Source organism: Pseudofulvimonas gallinarii (assembly GCF_004343305.1).
GTDB lineage: Bacteria > Pseudomonadota > Gammaproteobacteria > Xanthomonadales > UBA2363 > Pseudofulvimonas > Pseudofulvimonas gallinarii.
The window spans coordinates 1-18,090 of record NZ_SMAF01000003.1; the positions used below are offsets into that span (position 1 = coordinate 1).

At 68.1% G+C, this 18,090-nt stretch carries 17 protein-coding genes and 1 other RNA gene; 13 read left to right on the plus strand and 5 right to left on the minus strand.

What is annotated here, in order from left to right; translation table 11 throughout:
• The first annotated feature begins 95 nt into the window (after positions 1-95).
• Together EDC25_RS02925 and EDC25_RS02930 are read left to right on the plus strand one after the other, a co-directional pair.
• Positions 96-2,516, plus strand: a complete 2,421-nt coding sequence (locus EDC25_RS02925; protein ID WP_132577218.1) for a S8 family peptidase — start codon at positions 96-98, stop codon at positions 2,514-2,516.
• 579 nt (positions 2,517-3,095) lie between these two features.
• On the plus strand, positions 3,096-4,307 hold the full coding sequence (locus EDC25_RS02930; RefSeq protein WP_123522768.1) for a pyridoxal-dependent decarboxylase, exosortase A system-associated: 1,212 nt from the start codon (positions 3,096-3,098) through the stop codon (positions 4,305-4,307).
• A 200-nt stretch (positions 4,308-4,507) separates the two neighbouring features.
• Here the strand turns inward: EDC25_RS02930 and EDC25_RS02935 are convergent, their stop codons facing one another.
• Genes EDC25_RS02935 through gloA form a run of 3 tightly spaced genes read right to left on the minus strand, consistent with a single transcriptional unit; the run spans position 4,508 to position 7,399 of the window.
• Positions 4,508-5,524 carry an NAD-dependent epimerase gene (locus tag EDC25_RS02935; protein ID WP_164484124.1) on the minus strand — a complete coding sequence of 339 codons (1,017 nt, stop codon included), beginning with the start codon at positions 5,522-5,524 and terminating at the stop codon, positions 4,508-4,510.
• Complete coding sequence (locus EDC25_RS02940; protein WP_279432523.1) at positions 5,521-6,810, minus strand: nucleotide sugar dehydrogenase; 1,290 nt, start codon at positions 6,808-6,810, stop codon at positions 5,521-5,523. Before EDC25_RS02940 ends, EDC25_RS02935 begins: the two co-directional genes overlap by 4 nt.
• Positions 6,811-6,868: 58 nt before the next feature.
• The gene (gene gloA / locus EDC25_RS02945; RefSeq protein ID WP_123522761.1) at positions 6,869-7,399 is read right to left on the minus strand and encodes a lactoylglutathione lyase; all 531 of its coding nucleotides are present in this window, start codon (positions 7,397-7,399) and stop codon (positions 6,869-6,871) included.
• Between the two features lie 91 nt (positions 7,400-7,490).
• On the opposite strand from gloA, the gene pepQ reads away from it, so the two are divergent.
• Positions 7,491-8,825 carry a Xaa-Pro dipeptidase gene (pepQ, locus tag EDC25_RS02950; protein ID WP_123522760.1) on the plus strand — a complete coding sequence of 445 codons (1,335 nt, stop codon included), beginning with the start codon at positions 7,491-7,493 and terminating at the stop codon, positions 8,823-8,825.
• 248 nt (positions 8,826-9,073) lie between these two features.
• Here the strand turns inward: pepQ and EDC25_RS02955 are convergent, their stop codons facing one another.
• Together EDC25_RS02955 and EDC25_RS02960 are read right to left on the minus strand one after the other, a co-directional pair.
• The gene (locus EDC25_RS02955) at positions 9,074-10,384 is read right to left on the minus strand and encodes an aminopeptidase P N-terminal domain-containing protein (RefSeq protein WP_123522759.1); all 1,311 of its coding nucleotides are present in this window, start codon (positions 10,382-10,384) and stop codon (positions 9,074-9,076) included.
• 3 nt (positions 10,385-10,387) lie between these two features.
• Positions 10,388-10,939: a UPF0149 family protein gene (locus EDC25_RS02960; protein ID WP_164484123.1), complete on the minus strand. Its 552-nt coding sequence runs from the start codon at positions 10,937-10,939 to the stop codon at positions 10,388-10,390.
• Between the two features lie 150 nt (positions 10,940-11,089).
• Here EDC25_RS02960 and EDC25_RS02965 point away from each other — a divergent pair, with 150 nt between their 5' ends.
• The 10 genes from EDC25_RS02965 to rsmB all read left to right on the plus strand — a co-directional run bounded on the left by EDC25_RS02965 (position 11,090) and on the right by rsmB (position 18,074).
• A complete protein-coding gene (locus EDC25_RS02965; protein ID WP_123522757.1) occupies positions 11,090-12,451 on the plus strand; it encodes a putative bifunctional diguanylate cyclase/phosphodiesterase in 1,362 nt (453 codons plus the stop codon).
• Between the two features lie 52 nt (positions 12,452-12,503).
• Positions 12,504-12,728 carry a TIGR02449 family protein gene (locus EDC25_RS02970; RefSeq protein WP_123522756.1) on the plus strand — a complete coding sequence of 75 codons (225 nt, stop codon included), beginning with the start codon at positions 12,504-12,506 and terminating at the stop codon, positions 12,726-12,728.
• Positions 12,725-13,027: a cell division protein ZapA gene (locus EDC25_RS02975; RefSeq protein WP_123522755.1), complete on the plus strand. Its 303-nt coding sequence runs from the start codon at positions 12,725-12,727 to the stop codon at positions 13,025-13,027. The genes EDC25_RS02970 and EDC25_RS02975 overlap by 4 nt, the downstream gene beginning before the upstream one ends.
• 101 nt (positions 13,028-13,128) lie before the next feature.
• Positions 13,129-13,316, plus strand: a non-coding RNA gene (ssrS, locus tag EDC25_RS02980) — 6S RNA.
• Positions 13,313-13,900, plus strand: a complete 588-nt coding sequence (locus EDC25_RS02985) for a 5-formyltetrahydrofolate cyclo-ligase (protein WP_132577219.1) — start codon at positions 13,313-13,315, stop codon at positions 13,898-13,900. The genes ssrS and EDC25_RS02985 overlap by 4 nt, the downstream gene beginning before the upstream one ends.
• A 34-nt stretch (positions 13,901-13,934) precedes the next feature.
• A complete protein-coding gene (locus EDC25_RS02990) occupies positions 13,935-14,417 on the plus strand; it encodes an EVE domain-containing protein (RefSeq protein ID WP_132577220.1) in 483 nt (160 codons plus the stop codon).
• Complete coding sequence (gene rpiA, locus EDC25_RS02995) at positions 14,414-15,061, plus strand: ribose-5-phosphate isomerase RpiA (protein ID WP_123522753.1); 648 nt, start codon at positions 14,414-14,416, stop codon at positions 15,059-15,061. Before EDC25_RS02990 ends, rpiA begins: the two co-directional genes overlap by 4 nt.
• 227 nt (positions 15,062-15,288) lie before the next feature.
• A complete protein-coding gene (gene def / locus EDC25_RS03000) occupies positions 15,289-15,810 on the plus strand; it encodes a peptide deformylase (protein ID WP_123522752.1) in 522 nt (173 codons plus the stop codon).
• A 12-nt stretch (positions 15,811-15,822) separates the two neighbouring features.
• Complete coding sequence (gene fmt, locus EDC25_RS03005; RefSeq protein ID WP_240639693.1) at positions 15,823-16,758, plus strand: methionyl-tRNA formyltransferase; 936 nt, start codon at positions 15,823-15,825, stop codon at positions 16,756-16,758.
• A complete protein-coding gene (gene rsmB / locus EDC25_RS03010) occupies positions 16,755-18,074 on the plus strand; it encodes a 16S rRNA (cytosine(967)-C(5))-methyltransferase RsmB (RefSeq protein WP_123522750.1) in 1,320 nt (439 codons plus the stop codon). The genes fmt and rsmB overlap by 4 nt, the downstream gene beginning before the upstream one ends.
• The last annotated feature ends 16 nt before the right edge of the window (positions 18,075-18,090 follow it).

The following is an 18,090-nucleotide window of genomic DNA, read 5'->3' on the forward strand; positions in this document are numbered from 1 at the left end:
GCCCACCACGCTCGATCGCGACATCGACTCGCTGCTCCCGCTGCGACAACACTGATCGATTCGCCGCAACAAGGTGTCACCGCCGGACGCTTACGTTGATCTCGTTTTTGGTAACGGCTCTTGGTTCGGCGCAGCCCGCCGAACTTCGCCCAAGGCTCCACGTGCTCCTGTCCACCGATCCAGCAGCCCCGACACCGGATCAGGTCGTTAATGGATGGAACTTCGAAACCAAGTCACCAACGCCAGGCTTGGCGGTAGGAAGTCCGGTTGGTGCGTGGTACCTATTGCCGCTGAGGGCATCCGGAGATTTCAAGGATCTGCTCGAACAGCAGCCCAATACGCCCAGGGCAAGACTGGAGCGATACATCGTTGTCGAGTATCCGGATGATCCCAACGCGGCAGCGGGGATGTTGGCGCTTCAAGCTGATCCCAACATCGAGGCCGTATCAGCGCCGATTTCGTTTCAGTTCTCTTCCGCGACGCTGCAAAGTTTCTCGATTGAGCAATCCGTTCCCCTTGGCGGTGGCACCAACTATGGATGGGGTGGCCTCAATCTTGGGAGAGCGTGGAACTACGCGGGCGGGCATTCGCTCATAGGCGTGATTGATACGGGACTACAGACCAATCATCCCGAGTTGCGCTCATTCACGCCATCGGGATCGTTCACGCTCGGAAACTTCCTTCCGGTTTATTCATTGAACATCGGTGCTTGGCCCGACAGCATTGACACCAATGTCGACGAGCGCGCACCGAGTGTCGTTCAATACCCCAATCCATACTGCCCTATGGATGGCAATGGGCAGGCTCCCATCGATTTCGTGGGTCACGGTACTCACGTATCAGGACTGTTGGCGGCCAACGCTTATGACGGTACAACTGTCGCGGGTGTCTGCAAGAACTGCGGTGTTGCAATGTATCGGATCGTTTATGGTGTCTGTGTCGTTGGCTACGGAGTTCTCGCCGATTTCAACTCGGATGCAGGGGCGGCAGCTTTCACGTTCCTGGGAGACACGGGTGCCCAAGTCATCAGCAACAGCTATGGCTTCAATCCATGGGTGGTTGATTGTTGCACTAATTACGGAAAAAACCCGTTCTGCGAAGCTCTGAACTACATACAGCAACGAGAGATCATTGTTGTGGCCGCGTCGGGCAACAACCGGAACTGGCTTGATTTCCCGGCCTCTGATCCGCGAGTGGTGGCAGCTGGCGGTTTTGACGAAACGTTGCAGCTGTGGGACGAAGATCGGGATCCGCCACCCGCTCATCTTGACGACTGCCCGATGCCGGGGTTCAGCGACCAATGCGGCTCCAATCGGACATTCTCGCTGCTGCAACCCAAGCAGGAGGTCGTCGCCGCGGCTCGACAAGTCTATGGGGCCATCTACACGGGGTTCAACTGGAATATGGATTTTGGTTGCGGCGACAGTTTTGGCCCGGGTGGTACCAGCGATGGCTATGGCAACTGCACAGGCACGTCGATGTCGGCGCCACAGATCGCGGGTGTGCTCGGCTTGTTGCGTTCCATCAATTCGCTCGTAGGTGCGGGCGACCCAGAGAACGCCTTAATCTTCGGCGTGCGCGATGTGCTGTCGTCCACGACCTATCAGGCACAAGCTGGGATCAGCTGGGGCTTTGATTTGGGTTATGGCCGACCGGACGTGGAGGCGGCAGCGAAGCGCATGCTCGGCAAGGTCGCAGGCACTGCCAGCCGGAATCGGGTGACACCGCTGTTCAGCGTCTATGGGAGTGGAGCCAAGGATTACGCGTACACGACATCCCCGCATACGGCAGCCGCGCTGCTGATAAATGGCGTGTCCAACTACGTCACGACCGGCACGGCGGTGCAGGGCTATCCGGCGTTCCCACCGGACCCCTACATACTTCCGTCCGATATGCCACGGGCCAACACGTTCATCATGACCACCGAGTACAAGACCCGCGCCAGCTATCCGGACTTGGTGCCGCTGTACTTGCTGGATAGGGAGCGGAACTATCCCATCGGCTGCAATCCGTCCGTTCCGCCCTGCAACACGAACAACCGTGACTACCTGCTGGCGACCGGCATGGGCGAGGTTGAAGCGCTGCACGCGGCGGGCTATCGCTATCGCGGCATCGAGGGCTACGTCTACCAGCGCTGCACGCCGGAGCCTTCCTGCATTCCGCCAGGCGCGGAGAAGCTGTGGCGGAAGTGCAAGACGGCCGATGATGACTGCGCTGTGTTCCTGGAGAGCCAGCGCACCACCTTTGAGAGCCTGGGTTACACCGCGACAGTGCCGGCGGGTTTCCCGCAGCATATCGGCTACGCCTATCCCAACGTGGATACTGACGGCGACGGGCTGATCGACGGCATGGAATACGTGATCGGCACCAGCCACCTGCATGCGGACAGCGATGGGGACGGTTCACCGGACGCGACGGAGTTCCCGTTGGCGGCCGTGTCCAACAGCGACCCGTGCAATGGTCCGTTGGCGGGCCGCTGCCCGGCGGACACGCTGTTCGACAACGGGTTCCAATAGGAAAAAGCCTGACAACGTGCGTCGTTCGTGACGGTCCGGGATCGGACTGGTCGGAGTGACCACCAGTTTCCGGTGCCGTTCGCCTCGGAGGCGACCCCCACCGGCGTCAGGATAGATGCCGCCCGGATCGGATCGTAAGCTGCCCAGTCGGGTGATCCCATATCAAAATCCGAATACCGCAAAGATATCGAGGGCGGGAAGGGTGAACAGGGTGAGGTTGATCGTCGAGGCCTGGCAGCGGAGACGGCTATCGTAGTGGTGTCCGAACAGCCGCGACCATCCACGCGCCAGGATGCCCGTCGCCAGCACCGGGCCCTGGTGAAGATCGCAGCGCCGCCGCGGTCCCCGTCGACCGGCTTGTCGTTGCCACAGTGTTGCGCACCCGCAGGGTGATGACGTGGGTCAGCCCTCGGCGAGCGCTCAGGGGAAAGGCGCGGCAAGCGATGCGGAAGCGACAGCCAATGCGCGTGACGGTGCGGATTGCGGTGCTAACATCCACTGCCGACGGAACAGGGAACTTCGACGATGCCGCCCGGCGCCACGACGGACGAAAGCCAAGCGATGCCGATGGCCGGACCGATGCGCGAATGGCCCCGCGACGACGACGGCGAATGGTTGCTGGGCGGACGGCCGCTGGCGCAGGTCGTCGCCGAAGTCGGTGGCACGCCCTGCTACCTCTACGACCGCGGGCGCATCGACCAGCGCATCGCAGCGCTGCGGGCCGGTCTGCCGGTGCGGGTGCTGCTGCATTACGCCATCAAGGCCAACCCCATGCCGGCGCTGGTCGCGCACATGGCGCGGCGCGTCGATGGGCTGGATGTCGCGTCGGCCGGCGAACTGCGCGTGGCCCTCGATGCGGGTGGCGCACGCGAGCACATCAGTTTCGCCGGGCCGGGCAAGAGCGAGGCCGAGCTGATCCAGGCGCACGCCGCGGACATCCTCGTGAACCTGGAATCCCGGCGCGAGATCGAACTGCTGGCCCGGCTCGGCGAGCGCAGCGGCCGCGCGGCTCGTGTCGCGGTGCGCGTGAACCTGCCCTTCGAACTGCGCGCCTCCGGCATGAAGATGAGCGGCGGCGCCAAGCCCTTCGGCATCGATGCCGAGGAGGTGCCCGAGGTGCTGGCGAGCATCGCCGGCAGCGGGCTGCGCTTCGAAGGCTTCCACTGCTTTGCCGGTTCGCAGAACCTCAAGGCCGAAGCCATCGTCGAAGCGCAGACGCGCAGTTACGACATGGTGCGCGAATGGCGGGATCTGTTTCCGGCACCGCTGCGCACGCTGAATCTGGGTGGCGGATTCGGCATTCCCTACAGTGATCGCGATGCGCCGCTGGATCTCGCGCCGGTCTTCGAGTCGCTGCATGCACTGGCCGAACGCAGTCGCAGTGATTTCGGCGCGGACAGCCGTCTGGTGATCGAGCTGGGGCGCTACCTGGTCGGCGAGGCGGGCCTGTACGTCTGCCGCGTCATCGATCGCAAGGTGTCGCGCGGCCAGGTGTTCCTGGTCACCGATGGCGGCATGCACCAGCATCTGTCGGCGTCAGGCAATTTCGGCCAGGTCATGCGTCGCAACTATCCGATCGCGGTGAACGGCCGTGCCGGCGACACCTCTGTCGAAAGCGCCTCCGTGGTCGGACCGCTGTGCACGCCGCTGGACCTGCTCGGCGACCGCGTCGATCTGCCCGCCGCGCAGCCGGGCGACCTCATCGTGGTGTTCCAGTCCGGCGCCTACGGTCGCAGTGCCAGTCCGCGCGATTTCCTCGGTCATCCCGACGTGCGCGAAGCGCTGGTCTGATCGCCACCGCCCGCATTGGCGGGCGCAAGGCGGATCGTCACGCCTGGCGTCCGCCGACAGCGCGCCGACGCGAGCGGAGTGGGCCGAGGCTGGCCACGCCGCCGCGCACCGCCGCGAACAACGGGGCGGCTGGGTCCGCGCGCGCACGCGAGTGAGGAGCGGCAACCGGAATGCGTTGCCGGGAGCGCTTTGCGGAACCGTCAGACGCCGTAGTAGCCGCGGTACCACTCGATGAATCGCGCGATGCCGGTTTCCAGCGGCGTGTCCGGCGCATAGCCGGTGTCGGCACGAAGGTCCTCGACATCGGCGTGCGTGTCCGGCACGTCGCCCGGCTGCATCGGCAGCAACTGCTTTTCGACGCGGCGGCCAATGCAGTCTTCCATCACTTCGATGTAGCGCAGCAGCTCGACCGGATGGTCGTTGCCGATGTTGTAGACGCGATACGGCGCCGTCGCCGAACGCCCCGGATGCGGAGGTGCCGCAACGCTGGCCGGGTCCGGCGCCGCCGGTCGGTCGAGCACGCGGATCACGCCTTCGACGATGTCGTCGATGTAGGTGAAATCGCGGCTGTGCCGGCCGTGGTTGAACACCTGCAGCGGTTCGCCGGCGAAGATGCGTCGTGCGAACAGGAACGGACTCATGTCCGGCCGGCCCCAGGGCCCGTACACGGTAAAGAAGCGCAGGCCGGTGGTCGGCAGGCCGAACAGGTGGCTGTAGGTGTGCGCCATCAGCTCGTTGGCCTTCTTGGTGGCCGCGTACAGGCTGACCGGATGGTCGACCGCATCGCGCACCGAGAACGGCAGCTTGGCGTTGGCGCCATACACCGAACTCGACGAGGCGTAGACCAGGTGCGCGACCCCGTGGTGGCGGCAGGCTTCCAGCACGTTGATGAAGCCGACCACGTTGGCGTTGACGTAGGCGCGCGGATTCTCGACCGAGTAGCGCACGCCGGCCTGGGCGGCAAGGTTCACGACATGGGTGGGGTGGAACGTCGCGAACGCCTTCTCCAGCGCATCGCGATCCTCAAGCTGCGCCTGCACGAACCTGAAACCGGCCTGATCGCGCAGCGGCTGCAGACGTGCCAGTTTCAGCGCCGGTTCGTAGTAATCGTTGAGGCTGTCGTAGCCGACCACCGCGTCGCCGCGTTCCAGCAGCCGCGCCGACAGGCGCGCACCGATGAAACCCGCGGCGCCGGTGACCAGGATCGTCGTGTTCACAGCCGGTCGTCCACCGCCTCGCGCGGCAGCAGGTGCTTGACGTCGAACAGCACGCTCTGGGCCTTGCCCAGTGCGCGGATGGCATCGACGCCGGCAGCGAGGAATTCGCCGTGGCCGACGGCGAGCACGATGGCGTCATAGCTGCCGGCCGGGGGCGCGTCGATCAGCACGATGCCGTACTTGGCGCGCGCCTCGTCGGCAGCGACCCAGGGATCGTGGACATCGACGTCGGCGCCGTAGCTGCGCAGCTCCTCGACGACATCGACGATGCGCGTATTGCGCAGGTCGGGGCAGTTTTCCTTGAAAGCCAGGCCAAGAACGAGGACGCGCGCGGTGCCGGGATGGATGCCGCGCCGGGTCATCAGCTTGACCACGCGGCCGGCGACGTGCGCACCCATGCCGTCGTTGATGCGCCGTCCGGACAGGATGACTTCCGGGTGGTAGCCGACCTGCTGCGCCTTGTGCGTCAGGTAATACGGGTCGACGCCGATGCAGTGGCCGCCGACGAGGCCGGGACGGAACGGCTGGAAGTTCCACTTCGTCGCCGCCGCGGCGAGCACGTCGCCGGTGTCGATGCCGAGGCGATGGAAGATCAGCGCCAGTTCGTTGACCAGCGCGATGTTGAGGTCGCGCTGCGTGTTCTCGATGACCTTGGCCGCTTCGGCGACGCGGATGCTCGGCGCCAGGTGCGTGCCGGCGCTGATGATGCGCCGGTACAGCGCATCGACGAACGCCGCCGCTTCCGGCGTCGAACCCGACGTCACCTTGAGGATGTTCTCCAGGCGTCGCGCCGGATCGCCGGGATTGATGCGCTCCGGGCTGTAGCCGGCATGGAAGTCGCGGTTGAGGTGAAGGCCCGATTCGCGCTCGATCACCGGCACGCAGTCGTCCTCAGTGGCGCCGGGGTAGACCGTCGACTCGAAGATCACCACGCCGCCTTCATGCAGCGCGCGTCCGACCGTCGCGCTGGCGGCCAGCAGCGGCCCGAGGTCCGGCCGCTTGGCCTCGTCGATCGGGGTCGGCACGGTGACGATGAACACGTTGCAGCCGGCGAGGTCCGCTTCGCGGGCCGTCAGTGCCAGGTCTGTCGCCGACGCCAGTGCGTCGGCTTCGATTTCGCGGGTCTGGTCGTGTCCCGCCTTGAGCGCCTCGACGCGGTCGGCGTCGATGTCGAAGCCGGTGGTTGGCCAATGGCGTGCGAAGGCGACCGCCAGGGGCAGGCCGACATAGCCCAGGCCGATGACGGCGATACGCAGGTTGTCGAAGGTCGGCAGCGGGGCGGGCATCGATCGGTCCGTTGGCGGCAGCCGCCAGTCTAGCGCGTGCCCGCCGCGCGCCAGAACGTCAGCAGTCCAGCGGCGTCGGCTGGATGATCTCGACCCAGTAACCGTCCGGATCCCTGATGAAGGCCAGCTCGCGCATGCGCCCGTCGCGGAGGCGTTTCTGGAACGGCACGCCGAGCTGTTCGAATCGTTCGCAGGCAGCGACCACGTCCGGCACCGACACGCAGATGTGGCCGAAGCCGCGCGGATCGCTGTTGCCGTCGTGGTACACCGGCCCCGGTTCGTCCTCGGTGCCGTGGTTGTGGGTCAGTTCGAGCACGCCGGGCACCGACTTCATCCAGCGGTGGCGGGCCTGGTCGTCGTCGGGAATCTGCGCCGGGTCGTCAACCAGCACCAGGAAGTACAGGCTGAAGCGTGCTTCCGGGAAATGCCGCACTTCCACCAGCGTGAAGCCGAGCACGCGCGAATAGAAGTCCAGCGAGCGCTGGATGTCCTTGACGCGCAGCATGGTGTGGTTGAACACGAAGCCATGGGTGGCGGCATCGCGGCCGGCGGCCAGGCCGGGCGTGGAGGCGAGATCGGAAAGGGCCATGGTTGCATTGGAAAGCGTGGGAGGGGACGCCAAGATACCAGCGCCGGCGGCCCGGCCTGCGGCCGAAGTGACGGGCTGGCACAATGGTGCGATGAACGCCGATGCCCGCCACGCCACGCTCGCCCAGCTTTATCCGGACCACCTGCGCACGCTGACGGCGCGCGCCGATGCCGCCCTGGACGACTCCGGTTTCGACCGCCTGCTGATCGCCTCCGGTCGCCTCCGCTACGCCTTCCACGACGACAATCCCCTGCCGTTCAAGGTGAACCCGTCGTTCAAGGCCTGGCTGCCGCTGTCCGACCTGACCGATTCCTGGCTGGTCTACGAACCCGGGCGTCGCCCGAAGGTCATCTATTGCCAGCCAGCGGACTACTGGCACCTGCCGCCTTCACCGCCGCAGGGCTATTGGACGGCGCACGTCGACGTGGTCGTCGTTCGCACGCCGGAGGAAGCGGCGCGCCACCTGCCGGCGGCGGAACGCAGCGCGATCATCGGTGAACCGGAATGGGCGCTGGGCGATCATGTTCCGAACAACCCGGCGCTGGTCATCGGCCGGCTGGCCTACGCCCGCGCCGCAAAGACCGCCTACGAACTGGAAGCCATGCGCATGGCCAGCCGGCGCGCCGTGCGCGGCCATCGCGCCGCCGAGCAGGCGTTTCGCGAAGGCCGCTCCGAGCGCGCGATCCACGAGGCCTACCTGCACGCCACCGGCCACAGCGACCTGGACCTGCCCTACGGCAACATCGTCGCCCTGAACGAGCACGCGGCGGTGCTGCACTACCAGCACCAGCGCCATGACCTGCCCGATGCACACCGTTCGTTCCTGATCGACGCCGGCGCACAGGCGATCGGCTACGCCAGTGACATCACGCGCACCCATGGCAATGGCGACGCCACCTTCCAGGCGCTGGTCGACGGCGTCGAACGCGTCCAGCAGGCGCTGTGCGACCGGGTCCGGCCGGGTGTCGACTACCGCGACATCCACCTGGCGGCGCATCTCGGACTGGCGGAAGTGCTGCGTGACCTCGGCGTCGTGCGCATGGACGCCGGGCGGATGGTCGAAACCGGCGTCAGTGCGACCTTCTTCCCGCATGGTATCGGCCACCTGCTCGGCCTGCAGGTCCATGACGTCGCCGGTTTCGCGGCCGGCCCCGATGGCGGCAGCATCGACCGTCCGGCGGGGCACCCCTTCCTGCGCCTGACGCGCGTGCTGGAGGCCGATTTCGTGGTGACGATCGAGCCCGGCCTGTACTTCATCCCGATGCTGCTGGACGGGTTGCGTGCGCGACCGGAAGCGGCCGGGGTCGACTGGACGCTGGTCGAACACCTGTCGCGCTTCGGCGGCGTGCGCATCGAGGACAACGTGCGCGCGGTCGCCGGCGCGGGGCCGGAGAACCTCAGCCGCGATGCCTTCGCCGAGGCCTGAGTCGCGGCGTCCGATGGGCATTGGAGGCGCGGCCGAAGCGCGCGCATTCGGCGCTTCCGCGGCACCGTGCCCGCGACGGCGCCCACGTGTTTGCGGAGAACAAAACCCCGGCGGCGACGCCATCGACGAAGCCGGGGCGGTGCGCCCCCTGCGGAGATGTAGGCCCTCGCCGCTGCGACCACGGCGCGGGCGCCGGTCGCTTCAGCGGCGTGGTGCGAAAGACGGCATCCGTGCGCCGGCGGCGAAGCTCAACCGCTGCCGACCAGCGCCTCGATATCGGCGGCGGCGCCCGGCAGCGCCCGCGTCAGCACCTCCGGTCCTTCACGGCCGACCAGCACGTCATCCTCGATGCGGATGCCGATGCCGCGCCACTTGGCCGCCACTGGTGCGTCCGGCGCGATGTACAGGCCCGGCTCGATGGTACAGACCATGCCGGCCTCCAGTTCGCGCCAGTGGCCGTCGATGCGGTAATCGCCGACATCGTGCACGTCCAGGCCGAGCCAGTGCCCGGTCTTGTGCATGTAGTAGGGCCGGTAACGCTCTTCCTTGAGCGCGGTGCGCAGCGGGCCCTCGATCAGGCCCAGCGCGATCAGTCCTTCCGTCAGCACCTTCACGGCCGCATCGTGCATGGCGGAATAGGGCTGGCCGACGCGGGCGCAGTCGATGGCCGCGGACTGGGCGTCGTGGACGACATCGTAGAGCGCGCGCTGCGCCGGCGAGAAGCGGCCATTAATGGGAAACGTGCGCGTGATGTCGGCGGCGTAGTTGCGGAATTCGGCACCGGCGTCGATGAGCAGCAGCTCGCCGTCGCGCAGTTCCGCCGGGCCGGCGCGGTAATGCAGCACGCAGGCGTTGGCGCCGGCACCGACGATGCATTCGTAGGCCGGTACGCCGTCGCCGCGGCGGAATTCGGCCAGCAGTTCGGCTTCGATGTGGTATTCGCGCAGGCCAGGCCGCGTCGCCGCCATCGCGCGCTGGTGCGCACGCACGGAAATGCGCGCCGCTTCGCGCATCAGCTTCAGCTCGGCGCGCGACTTCAGCAGGCGCATCTCGTTGAGCAGGCTGCCGAGCGCGGAGATCTCGTGCGGCGGCACCGCGCCCCGGCGGGCGTCGGCGCGCACGCGGTTGACCCAGCCGATCAGGCGCTGGTCGAACTCGGCGTCGCGGCCAATGTGGAAGTGGATGCGGCTGCGGCCTTCGATGAGGCCGGGCAGGATGTCGTCGATATCGCCGATCGGATAGGCATCGTCGGCCCCGTATTGTTCAACCGCGCCTTCCAGGCCGGCGCGCGGTCCATCCCAGCGTTCGCGGTCCGGATCGCGTTCACGGCAGAACAGCAGCGTCTCGCCGGCGGCGCGGCCGGGCACCAGCACCAGCACCGCGTCCGGTTCCGGAAAACCGCACAGGTAGTGGAAGTCGCTGTTCTGGCGATATGGATACAGCGTGTCGTTGCTGCGCACGCGCTCGGGCGCCGCGGCGACGATGGCGATGGCGTCGGCGCCGATCATCCGCATCAGCTGCCGGCGGCGCCGGGCGAATTCCGCGACCGGCATGTCCATCGATCAGTGCCGCGTCGCGCTGGTGGCCGTTTCGCCGGGCAGGCCTTCCTGTCGCAGCAGGACCACGGCCACGCGCACGTATTCGAGGATCTCGGCGAACGCGTTCTCGTCTTCCTCTTCCTCACCGGCCTCGTAACCGAACTGGGCGATCCGGCCCAGGTCGCGCAGCGCATCCTTGCCGTCGTCGGACAGCCGGCCGGCCACGGCGGGCGCGCCCAGTCCGTAGCCACCGAGGAAACCGCCGCACCATTGCGACAGCGCGTTCACGCGCTGGGCCATGCCGCTGTCGTCGTCGGGCAGCATCAGCGCGAAGCCGAGCTCGGGATCGTCGAGCTGGTGGATCGTCGAGCGGCGCAGCTTTTCCAGGTCGTCACGGCTGCCGCCATCGAGGCCGGCGGGATCGATGCGCAGCTGGTCGAGCCACTGCCCTGGCGTGGGCTGTCCGCCGGCGCAGAGGAAGCCGCACAGGCTGCCGTGCAGCTCCGCCGCCGTGATGCTGAGCGGCGCGACATGGCGCTGCAGCGAGGGGTAGTCGATGTCGAAGGTTGAAGGCACGTCGGTTGCCGTGAAGTTGATGCGGCCAGTTTAGCCGAGGCGGCCCGGCGCCGCGTTCGGGGTGGTCCACTGGCGCAGCGACGCCGGTTCGCGCACACTCCGTCCAGTGCGGTTGCCAGGGGGGCGGCCGCCCGGGCGGAGAACCCAACGATGGCCGTCAACGGCCCGCTCACGCCATGGTCCGATGACGGCGATGCCGAAGGCAGCCGCAATCCGCCTGCACGGGTGGACCAGTTCCGCGCCGCCGTGCTCGCGGAACGCCGCGACTTCCTCGACCAGCTGCAGCAGTGCTGCGAGAGCCAGCGTAGCCGCGGGCATCGCCTGGCCGTGCTCTGCGTGGACCTGGATCGTTTCAAGCAGATCAACGCTGCCTTCGGCCACGACCTCGGCGACGCCGTGCTGCATGGCGTCGGCCGCCGCCTTGCGTCGATCAGCGACGCTGTCATCGCGTCGCACCTGGCCGGTGATGAATTCGTGCTGGTGGTGCCGGTCGCCGATGCAGCCGCCGCGCTTGCGGTCGCCTGCGCCGTCCGTGACGGCCTGGCTGCGCCACTCCGTCTGGACGACGGCCCGATGGTCCGCGTCCACGGCAGTGTCGGCGTTGCGCTGTTTCCCGATCACGGCGACGACGCCGCGGCCCTGTTCCACCGCGCCGACCTCGCGGCCTATCACGCCAAGACCTCGAGCCCGGATCACTGCGTCCTGTTCTCGGCCGCGCTCGAGCAGGGGCCGCGCGAACGCCAGCGGTTGCTGCTGGCGTTGCACCAGGCGCTCGAGCGCGAGGAGTTCACGCTGGTCCTGCAGCCGAAGGTCGCGCTCGCCGACCGCAGTTACGCCGGCGCCGAGGTGCTGGTGCGCTGGTCAAGTCCGCAGCTCGGCGACGTGCCGCCCGATCTGTTCGTGCCGGTGGCCGAGGATGCCGGGCTGATCCAGGGCATCGGCGACTGGGTGCTGGGGGAGGCCACGCGCGGGCTCGGCAATGGCGACATCGCCGGTGACACGCGGCGACGCATGGCCATCAATGTATCGGCGGCGCAGCTGCAGAACGAGCGGTTCCTCGACCGCTTCCGCAGCCGTCTCGACCAGGCCGGCGTGACCGGCGAGGTCATCGAGGTGGAAGTCACCGAGAGTGCGCTGCTCGCCAGCACCGCCGTCGCCGCCGAACGCCTCGAAGCCCTGCGCCAGCTGGGCGTGACGATCACGCTGGACGACTTCGGTACCGGCTATTCCTCGTTCTCCCACCTCAAGCACCTGCCGATCGACGCGCTGAAGATCGCCCCCGAGTTCATCGCCGACATCGACGGCGACGCCGCCGCGGCGCGGCTGCTGGCCGCCATGGTCGCCATGGCGCGCTCGCTGGAGCTGCGCGTCGTCGCCGAAGGCGTCGAGACCGGGGAGCAGGCCCGGTTCCTCACCGGGCTGGGCTGCACCGAAGGCCAGGGCTACCTGTTCGGGCGGCCGATGGCGCCGCCCGATTTCGCCCGCTGGCTGCGCGACCATGACGTGCGTTGACCGCATGGGTACGCGCTGCCTATGCTTGTCCCGATCCTGACCGGGGGTAGTGATGCCGACTGAACACGATGTCCGCGAACTGATCGATCAGCTCAGCGGACGCCTGGACCAGTTGGCCGTCGTCTGCCAGCGCCTGCGCGAAGAGAACCGCGTGCTGCGCGCCAGCCAGGAAGCCTGGACCACCGAGCGCGCCACCCTGCTGGCCAAGAACGAACAGGCACGCACGCGGGTGGAGGCGATGATCGCGCGCCTGAAGCAGATGGAAGGGCATTCATGAGCGAGAGCGCGCCGAACACCGTCAGCGTCAGCATCCTCGACCGCGATTATCTGGTCGCCTGCCCGCCGGGCGAGCGCGAAGCGCTGCTGGCCGCGGCCCGCCTGCTCGACACCCGTCTGCGCGACATGCGCCAGCACAACCGCAGCGCGACGCTGGAACGCCTGGCGATCATGGTCGCCCTGAACCTCGCGCACGAACAGCAGCAGCACAGTGCCCGTGCCGACGCCGTGTCCGGTGACGTCGGCCAGGAACTCGCGCGTCTGTTGCAGCGCGTCGACCGCGTGCTCGGCGACGACTGATCGTCGTTTTTACGGTCGCCCGGCACCTCGGTCGCGTCTTCCTGAACGCGACGAAGATTCCGCTTCCAACCGCGTTGCACTCGGCCTAGAATCGATGCCGGTATCCTCTGCGGTGCTCGGCAACACACTTCATATTGCCTTGACCCGTTAATGTCGGCCCCCGGGACGGCAACTGGAGTCCGGTGTGCAGGTCCGCCCTGGTAGCGGAAAGCCTTAAGGAACCACGAGCCTTCCCCCCTGTGATACAGGGATCAAGGTCGTCGATGTGTACCGGCACGGCGGAGGATGCCCTTTCTCTTGGATGCCAGCCCCGACAAGACGGCTTTGCGGACGCTGGCACGACAGCGCCGGCGCGCACTGGCGGTCACGCAGCGCATACAGGCGCAGGCGGAAGTCGCCTCGATCCTGCAACAACGCATCGCACGGCACGGCTGGCGCCGCATCGCCGGCTATGCCGCGGTCGCTTCCGAACTGGACCTGTCGCCGCTGTACGCGCAACTCGATGTCGAACTGGCCCTGCCGGCCATCGAAGATGCCGGCCTGATGCAGTTCCGGCGCTGGCAACCCGGCGAACCGCTCGTACCCGGACCGTTTGCCATCGCCCAGCCGGACCGCCTGGCCGTGGTCATCGAACCGCATGCCTTCGATGCCGTGCTGCTGCCGCTGCTCGGCTTCGACGGTCGTGGCGTCCGCCTGGGCAGCGGCGCCGGCTACTACGACCGCTGCTTCGCATTCCGCTGCCGCCAGACCGGGCCGGTGCTGATCGGCGTCGCCTTCGCCGTCCAGCAGTTCGACGCCTTGCCGGTGGATCCCTGGGACGTCCGCCTCGACGCCGTCGTCAGCGAGCGCGGCTGGCAGGACATCAGCGGTTAGACTGTCGCGCCCCGAACGCAGCGATGAGCGGCCCATGAGCAGCAAGCGTGCCCAGCGCTACTGGTTGATGAAGACCGAGCCGGACGGCTTTTCCATTGACGACCTGGCCAGGCGTGGCCGTGAACCCTGGGATGGCGTGCGCAACTACCAGGCGCGCAATTTCATGCGCGACGAGATGAAGCCGGGCGATGGCGTGCTGATCTACCACTCCGCCTGCGCGACGCCCGGCGTCGCCGGCATCGCCGAAGTCGCCAGCGACAGCTATCCCGATCCGACCCAGTTCCGGCGCAACAGCAAGTACTTCGACGAGTCCAGCAGGCCGGACGAACCGCGCTGGTGGCTGGTCGACGTCGGCTTCGTCCGCAAGCTCGACCGGCTGATCGGCCTGGACGAGCTGAAGGCGCTGCCGGCGCTGGAGGATTCACCGCTGGTCAGGCGCGGCAACCGCCTGTCCGTCCTGCCGCTGACCGCGGCGCACTGGCGCGCCATCCTCGCGCAGGAGAAGAAGAACCCATGAACGACGCCGAGAACGGAAAGCGCGCCGCCGCCGAGCGCGCACTGGCGCTGGTCGAACCCGGCAGCGTCGTTGGTGTCGGCACCGGTTCGACGGTGCGCTGGTTCATCGAGGGACTGGCCCGCATGCGCCACGACATCGAGGGCGCGGTGTCCAGCTCCGAAGCCAGCACCGCGTTGCTCAGGGAGCGCGGCATCGCGGTGTACGACCTCAACGGCGTCGGCGAAATACCGCTGTACGTCGATGGCGCCGACGAGTGCGACGGCAGCCGCTGCCTGATCAAGGGCGGCGGCGCCGCGCTGACGCGCGAGAAGATCATCGCCGCGGTCGCCCGCGAATTCGTCTGCATCATCGACCCGGCCAAGCGTGTCGATGTGCTCGGCCGTTTCCCGCTGCCGGTCGAGGTCATCCCGATGGCGCGCAGCCATGTCGCCCGCGAACTGCTCGACCTGGGTGGCCAGCCGGTGTGGCGCGAAGGCGTGGTCACCGACAACGGCAACTGGATTCTCGACGTCCACCACCTGCAGATCACCGATCCGGAGGCGCTGGAAACGGCGATCAACCAGATCGTCGGCGTGGTCACTGTCGGCCTGTTCGCGCGGCGCCGCGCCGACCGCGTCCTGATCGGCGCCGACGGCGAGATCTGAGCCGGCAGCGGGCCTGACAGGCGGGCCGGGCCACGGTCACGGGGCCGCACGCCGCGCCACCCGGGCCTGTCGCCACCGACCGCGGCCAGATGGTTCCGGGGCGCCCGTCCAAGGGCACGTCGCGCCTGAACCGCAGGGCGCGCGGGAACCGCCATAAAGGGCCGGGCTGCTAGACTGCCCTTGAATCGACGGCCACCCGCACCAGATTGCCGTCAGGAGACTTGCCCATGGCCCTGCTCGACATCCTCGAATTCCCCGATCCGCGACTGCGCACCAAGGCCAGGGCGGTGGCGCCGGAGCAGATCGACGACGCCTTCCAGGCGCTGGTTGACAACATGTTCGAGACCATGTACGCGGCGCCGGGCGTCGGCCTGGCGGCGACCCAGGTGGACGTGCACAAGCGTTTCATGGTCATCGACGTCAGCGAAGGCAAGGACCATCCGCTGGTGTTCGTCAACCCTGAAATCGTCGACAAGCAGGGCAGCCAGGTCTACCAGGAAGGCTGCCTGTCGGTACCGGGCATCTACGCCGATGTCGAGCGTGCCGACGCCGTCACCGTGCGTGCGCTGGACCGTCACGGGCAGCCGTTCGAACTGACTGCGGACGGCTTGCTGGCCGTCTGCATACAGCACGAGATCGACCATCTCGACGGCAAGGTCTTCATCGATTACCTGTCGCCGCTGAAGCGCGAGATGGTGCGCAAGCGTCTTGCCAAGGCGCAGCGCGAACGCGCACGCAGCGCCGCCTGAGGCTGTCTCCCGATGAGTGGACGCATGCGGCTGGTGTTCGCCGGCACGCCGGATTTCGCCGTGCCCGGCCTCGAGGCCGCGCTGGCCTCCGGCCACGAAGTCGTCGCGGTTTACACCCAGCCGGACCGGCCGGCCGGCCGCGGTCGCCAGCTGGCTGCCTCGCCGGTGAAGCAGCGCGCGCTCGCCGCCGGCGTTCCCGTGCTGCAGCCGCAGACGCTGCGCGACGCGCAGGCGCAGGCGGAACTGGCGGCGCTCGCGCCCGACCTGATGATCGTCATCGCCTACGGCCTGATCCTGCCGAAGAAGGTGCTGGTGATTCCCCGCCACGGCTGCTGGAATGTGCATGCCTCGCTGCTGCCGCGCTGGCGTGGCGCGGCGCCGATCCAGCGCGCGCTGCTCGCCGGTGATCGCGAAACTGGCGTCTGCCTGATGCAGATGGAAGCCGGGCTAGACACCGGGCCGGTGATCCTCGAAGCCGCGACCCCGATCCACGACGACGACACCGGCCAGACGCTGCACGACCGCCTGTCGGCGCTTGGCGCGCAGGTGCTGGGCGATGGCCTGCAGCGACTGGCGAATGGCCTCCTGCCGGCGGCGCAGGCACAGCCGGCCGACGGCGTCACCTACGCGCACAAACTCGAAAAAAGCGAATCGCAGCTGGACTGGTCGCAGCCGGCGGCGGTGCTCGACCGCACCATCCGCGCCTTCGAGCCCTGGCCGGGCACGCAGGCCGACGTCGCCGGCGAGGCACTGCGCATCTGGCAGGCGCGCCCGCTCGATCAACCGCACGCGGCGGCGCCGGGAACCGTCCTGCGCGCTGGTCGCGACGGCATCGACATCGCCTGCGGCGAAGGCGCGCTGCGCCTGCTCGGCGTCCAGCGCGCCGGCGGCCGCCGCATCGGCGTCGCCGATTACCTCAACGGCCGTCCGACGCTGCTGTCGTCATGAGCGCCTCCGGCCCGCTGCGCGCGCAGGCGGCCCGGGTGCTGGCGCAGGTGCTGGCCGGTCGTTCACTGAAAGCGGTCCTCGGTCCAGCCGAAGCGCGCATCGCCGATCCGCGCGATCGCGGACTGCTGCACGCCATCGTCCTCGCCGGCGTTCGCGGCGCCATCCGTTACCGCGCCCTGCTGGCCATGCTGTTGCAGAAGCCCCTGCCGGCGCGCGCCGCGCCCGTCGAAGCGGCACTGGTCGCCGCCTTCGCGCAGATCGAAACCCTGCAGTTGCCCGCCCATGCCGTGGTGGCCGAAACCGTGGCGGCGATCCGCGCGCTGCGCCTTGAAGCCTTCGCCGGACTGGGCAACGCCGTGCTGCGTCGCTGGCTGCGCGAACGCGACGCGCTGGCCGCGCGCCTCGACGACAATGAACAAGCCTTCTGGCGCCATCCGCAGTGGCTGATCGACGCCCTGCGCCACGACTGGCCAGGTGACTGGCAGCGCATCCTCGAGGCAGGCAACGCCGAGGCGCCGATGTGGTTGCGCGTGAACCGCCGGCTGGGCAGCCGTGACGACTGTCTGGCCCGGCTGCAGGCCGCCGGCCTTCCCGCCACCGCGCATCCGCAACTGCCGGACGCGCTGCGAATGGATCCGCCGCAGCCGGTGACGAAACTGCCGGGTTTCGCCGAAGGCCGTTTCAGCGTCCAGGATGCGTCGGCGCAATACGCGGCGCAGCTGCTCGACCCGCAGGCCGGCCAGCGCGTACTGGACGCCTGCGCTGCGCCGGGTGGCAAGACGTCGCACCTGCTGGAGCGGCGGCCCGATGTCGCATCGGTCCTCGCACTCGACAGCGATCCCTCGCGCCTGGCCCGTATCGGCGAGAACCTCGAACGCCTGCAGCTGCGCGACACGAACGTCGAGCTGCGCAGCGGCGATGCCGGCGATCCGTCGGGATGGTGGGACGGCCGGCCGTTCGATCGCATCCTGCTCGACGCGCCGTGTTCGGCGACCGGCATCGGCCGGCGCCAACCCGATGTCCGTCTGCACCGCCGTGCCGACGACATCGCCGACCTGTCGCGGCAGCAGGCGCGCCTGCTCGATGCGCTCTGGCCTTTGCTGGCGCCGGGCGGGCGCCTACTCTATGCCGTCTGTTCCGTCCTGCGCGCCGAAAGCGAAGCCGTGCTCACACCGTTCCTCGCCCGCCATCCCGAAGCCCGCGTCCTGCCGCTCGCGGTCGAGCGCGCGCGCCGGATGGAGGGCGGGGTCGCACAGTGCCTGCCGGAACCGGAAGGCGGCGACGGATTCGCCTACGCACTGCTGGTGCGCGACTGATGCCCACGTCCCGGCG

Bases quoted from the DNA above. Each gene is read 5' to 3' on its own strand.
- fmt (WP_240639693.1), top strand. From the start codon at position 15,823: ATGAGTGGACGCATGCGGCTGGTGTTCGCCGGCACGCCGGATTTCGCC.
- EDC25_RS02970 (WP_123522756.1), top strand. From the start codon at position 12,504: ATGCCGACTGAACACGATGTCCGCGAACTGATCGATCAGCTCAGCGGA.
- EDC25_RS02990 (WP_132577220.1), top strand. From the start codon at position 13,935: ATGAGCAGCAAGCGTGCCCAGCGCTACTGGTTGATGAAGACCGAGCCG.
- EDC25_RS02955 (WP_123522759.1), bottom strand. From the start codon at position 10,384: ATGGACATGCCGGTCGCGGAATTCGCCCGGCGCCGCCGGCAGCTGATG.
- EDC25_RS02930 (WP_123522768.1), top strand. From the start codon at position 3,096: ATGCGCGAATGGCCCCGCGACGACGACGGCGAATGGTTGCTGGGCGGA.
- pepQ (WP_123522760.1), top strand. From the start codon at position 7,491: ATGAACGCCGATGCCCGCCACGCCACGCTCGCCCAGCTTTATCCGGAC.
- gloA (WP_123522761.1), bottom strand. From the start codon at position 7,399: ATGGCCCTTTCCGATCTCGCCTCCACGCCCGGCCTGGCCGCCGGCCGC.
- rsmB (WP_123522750.1), top strand. From the start codon at position 16,755: ATGAGCGCCTCCGGCCCGCTGCGCGCGCAGGCGGCCCGGGTGCTGGCG.
- EDC25_RS02940 (WP_279432523.1), bottom strand. From the start codon at position 6,810: ATGCCCGCCCCGCTGCCGACCTTCGACAACCTGCGTATCGCCGTCATC.
- EDC25_RS02965 (WP_123522757.1), top strand. From the start codon at position 11,090: ATGGCCGTCAACGGCCCGCTCACGCCATGGTCCGATGACGGCGATGCC.
- EDC25_RS02975 (WP_123522755.1), top strand. From the start codon at position 12,725: ATGAGCGAGAGCGCGCCGAACACCGTCAGCGTCAGCATCCTCGACCGC.
- EDC25_RS02985 (WP_132577219.1), top strand. From the start codon at position 13,313: ATGCCCTTTCTCTTGGATGCCAGCCCCGACAAGACGGCTTTGCGGACG.
- rpiA (WP_123522753.1), top strand. From the start codon at position 14,414: ATGAACGACGCCGAGAACGGAAAGCGCGCCGCCGCCGAGCGCGCACTG.
- def (WP_123522752.1), top strand. From the start codon at position 15,289: ATGGCCCTGCTCGACATCCTCGAATTCCCCGATCCGCGACTGCGCACC.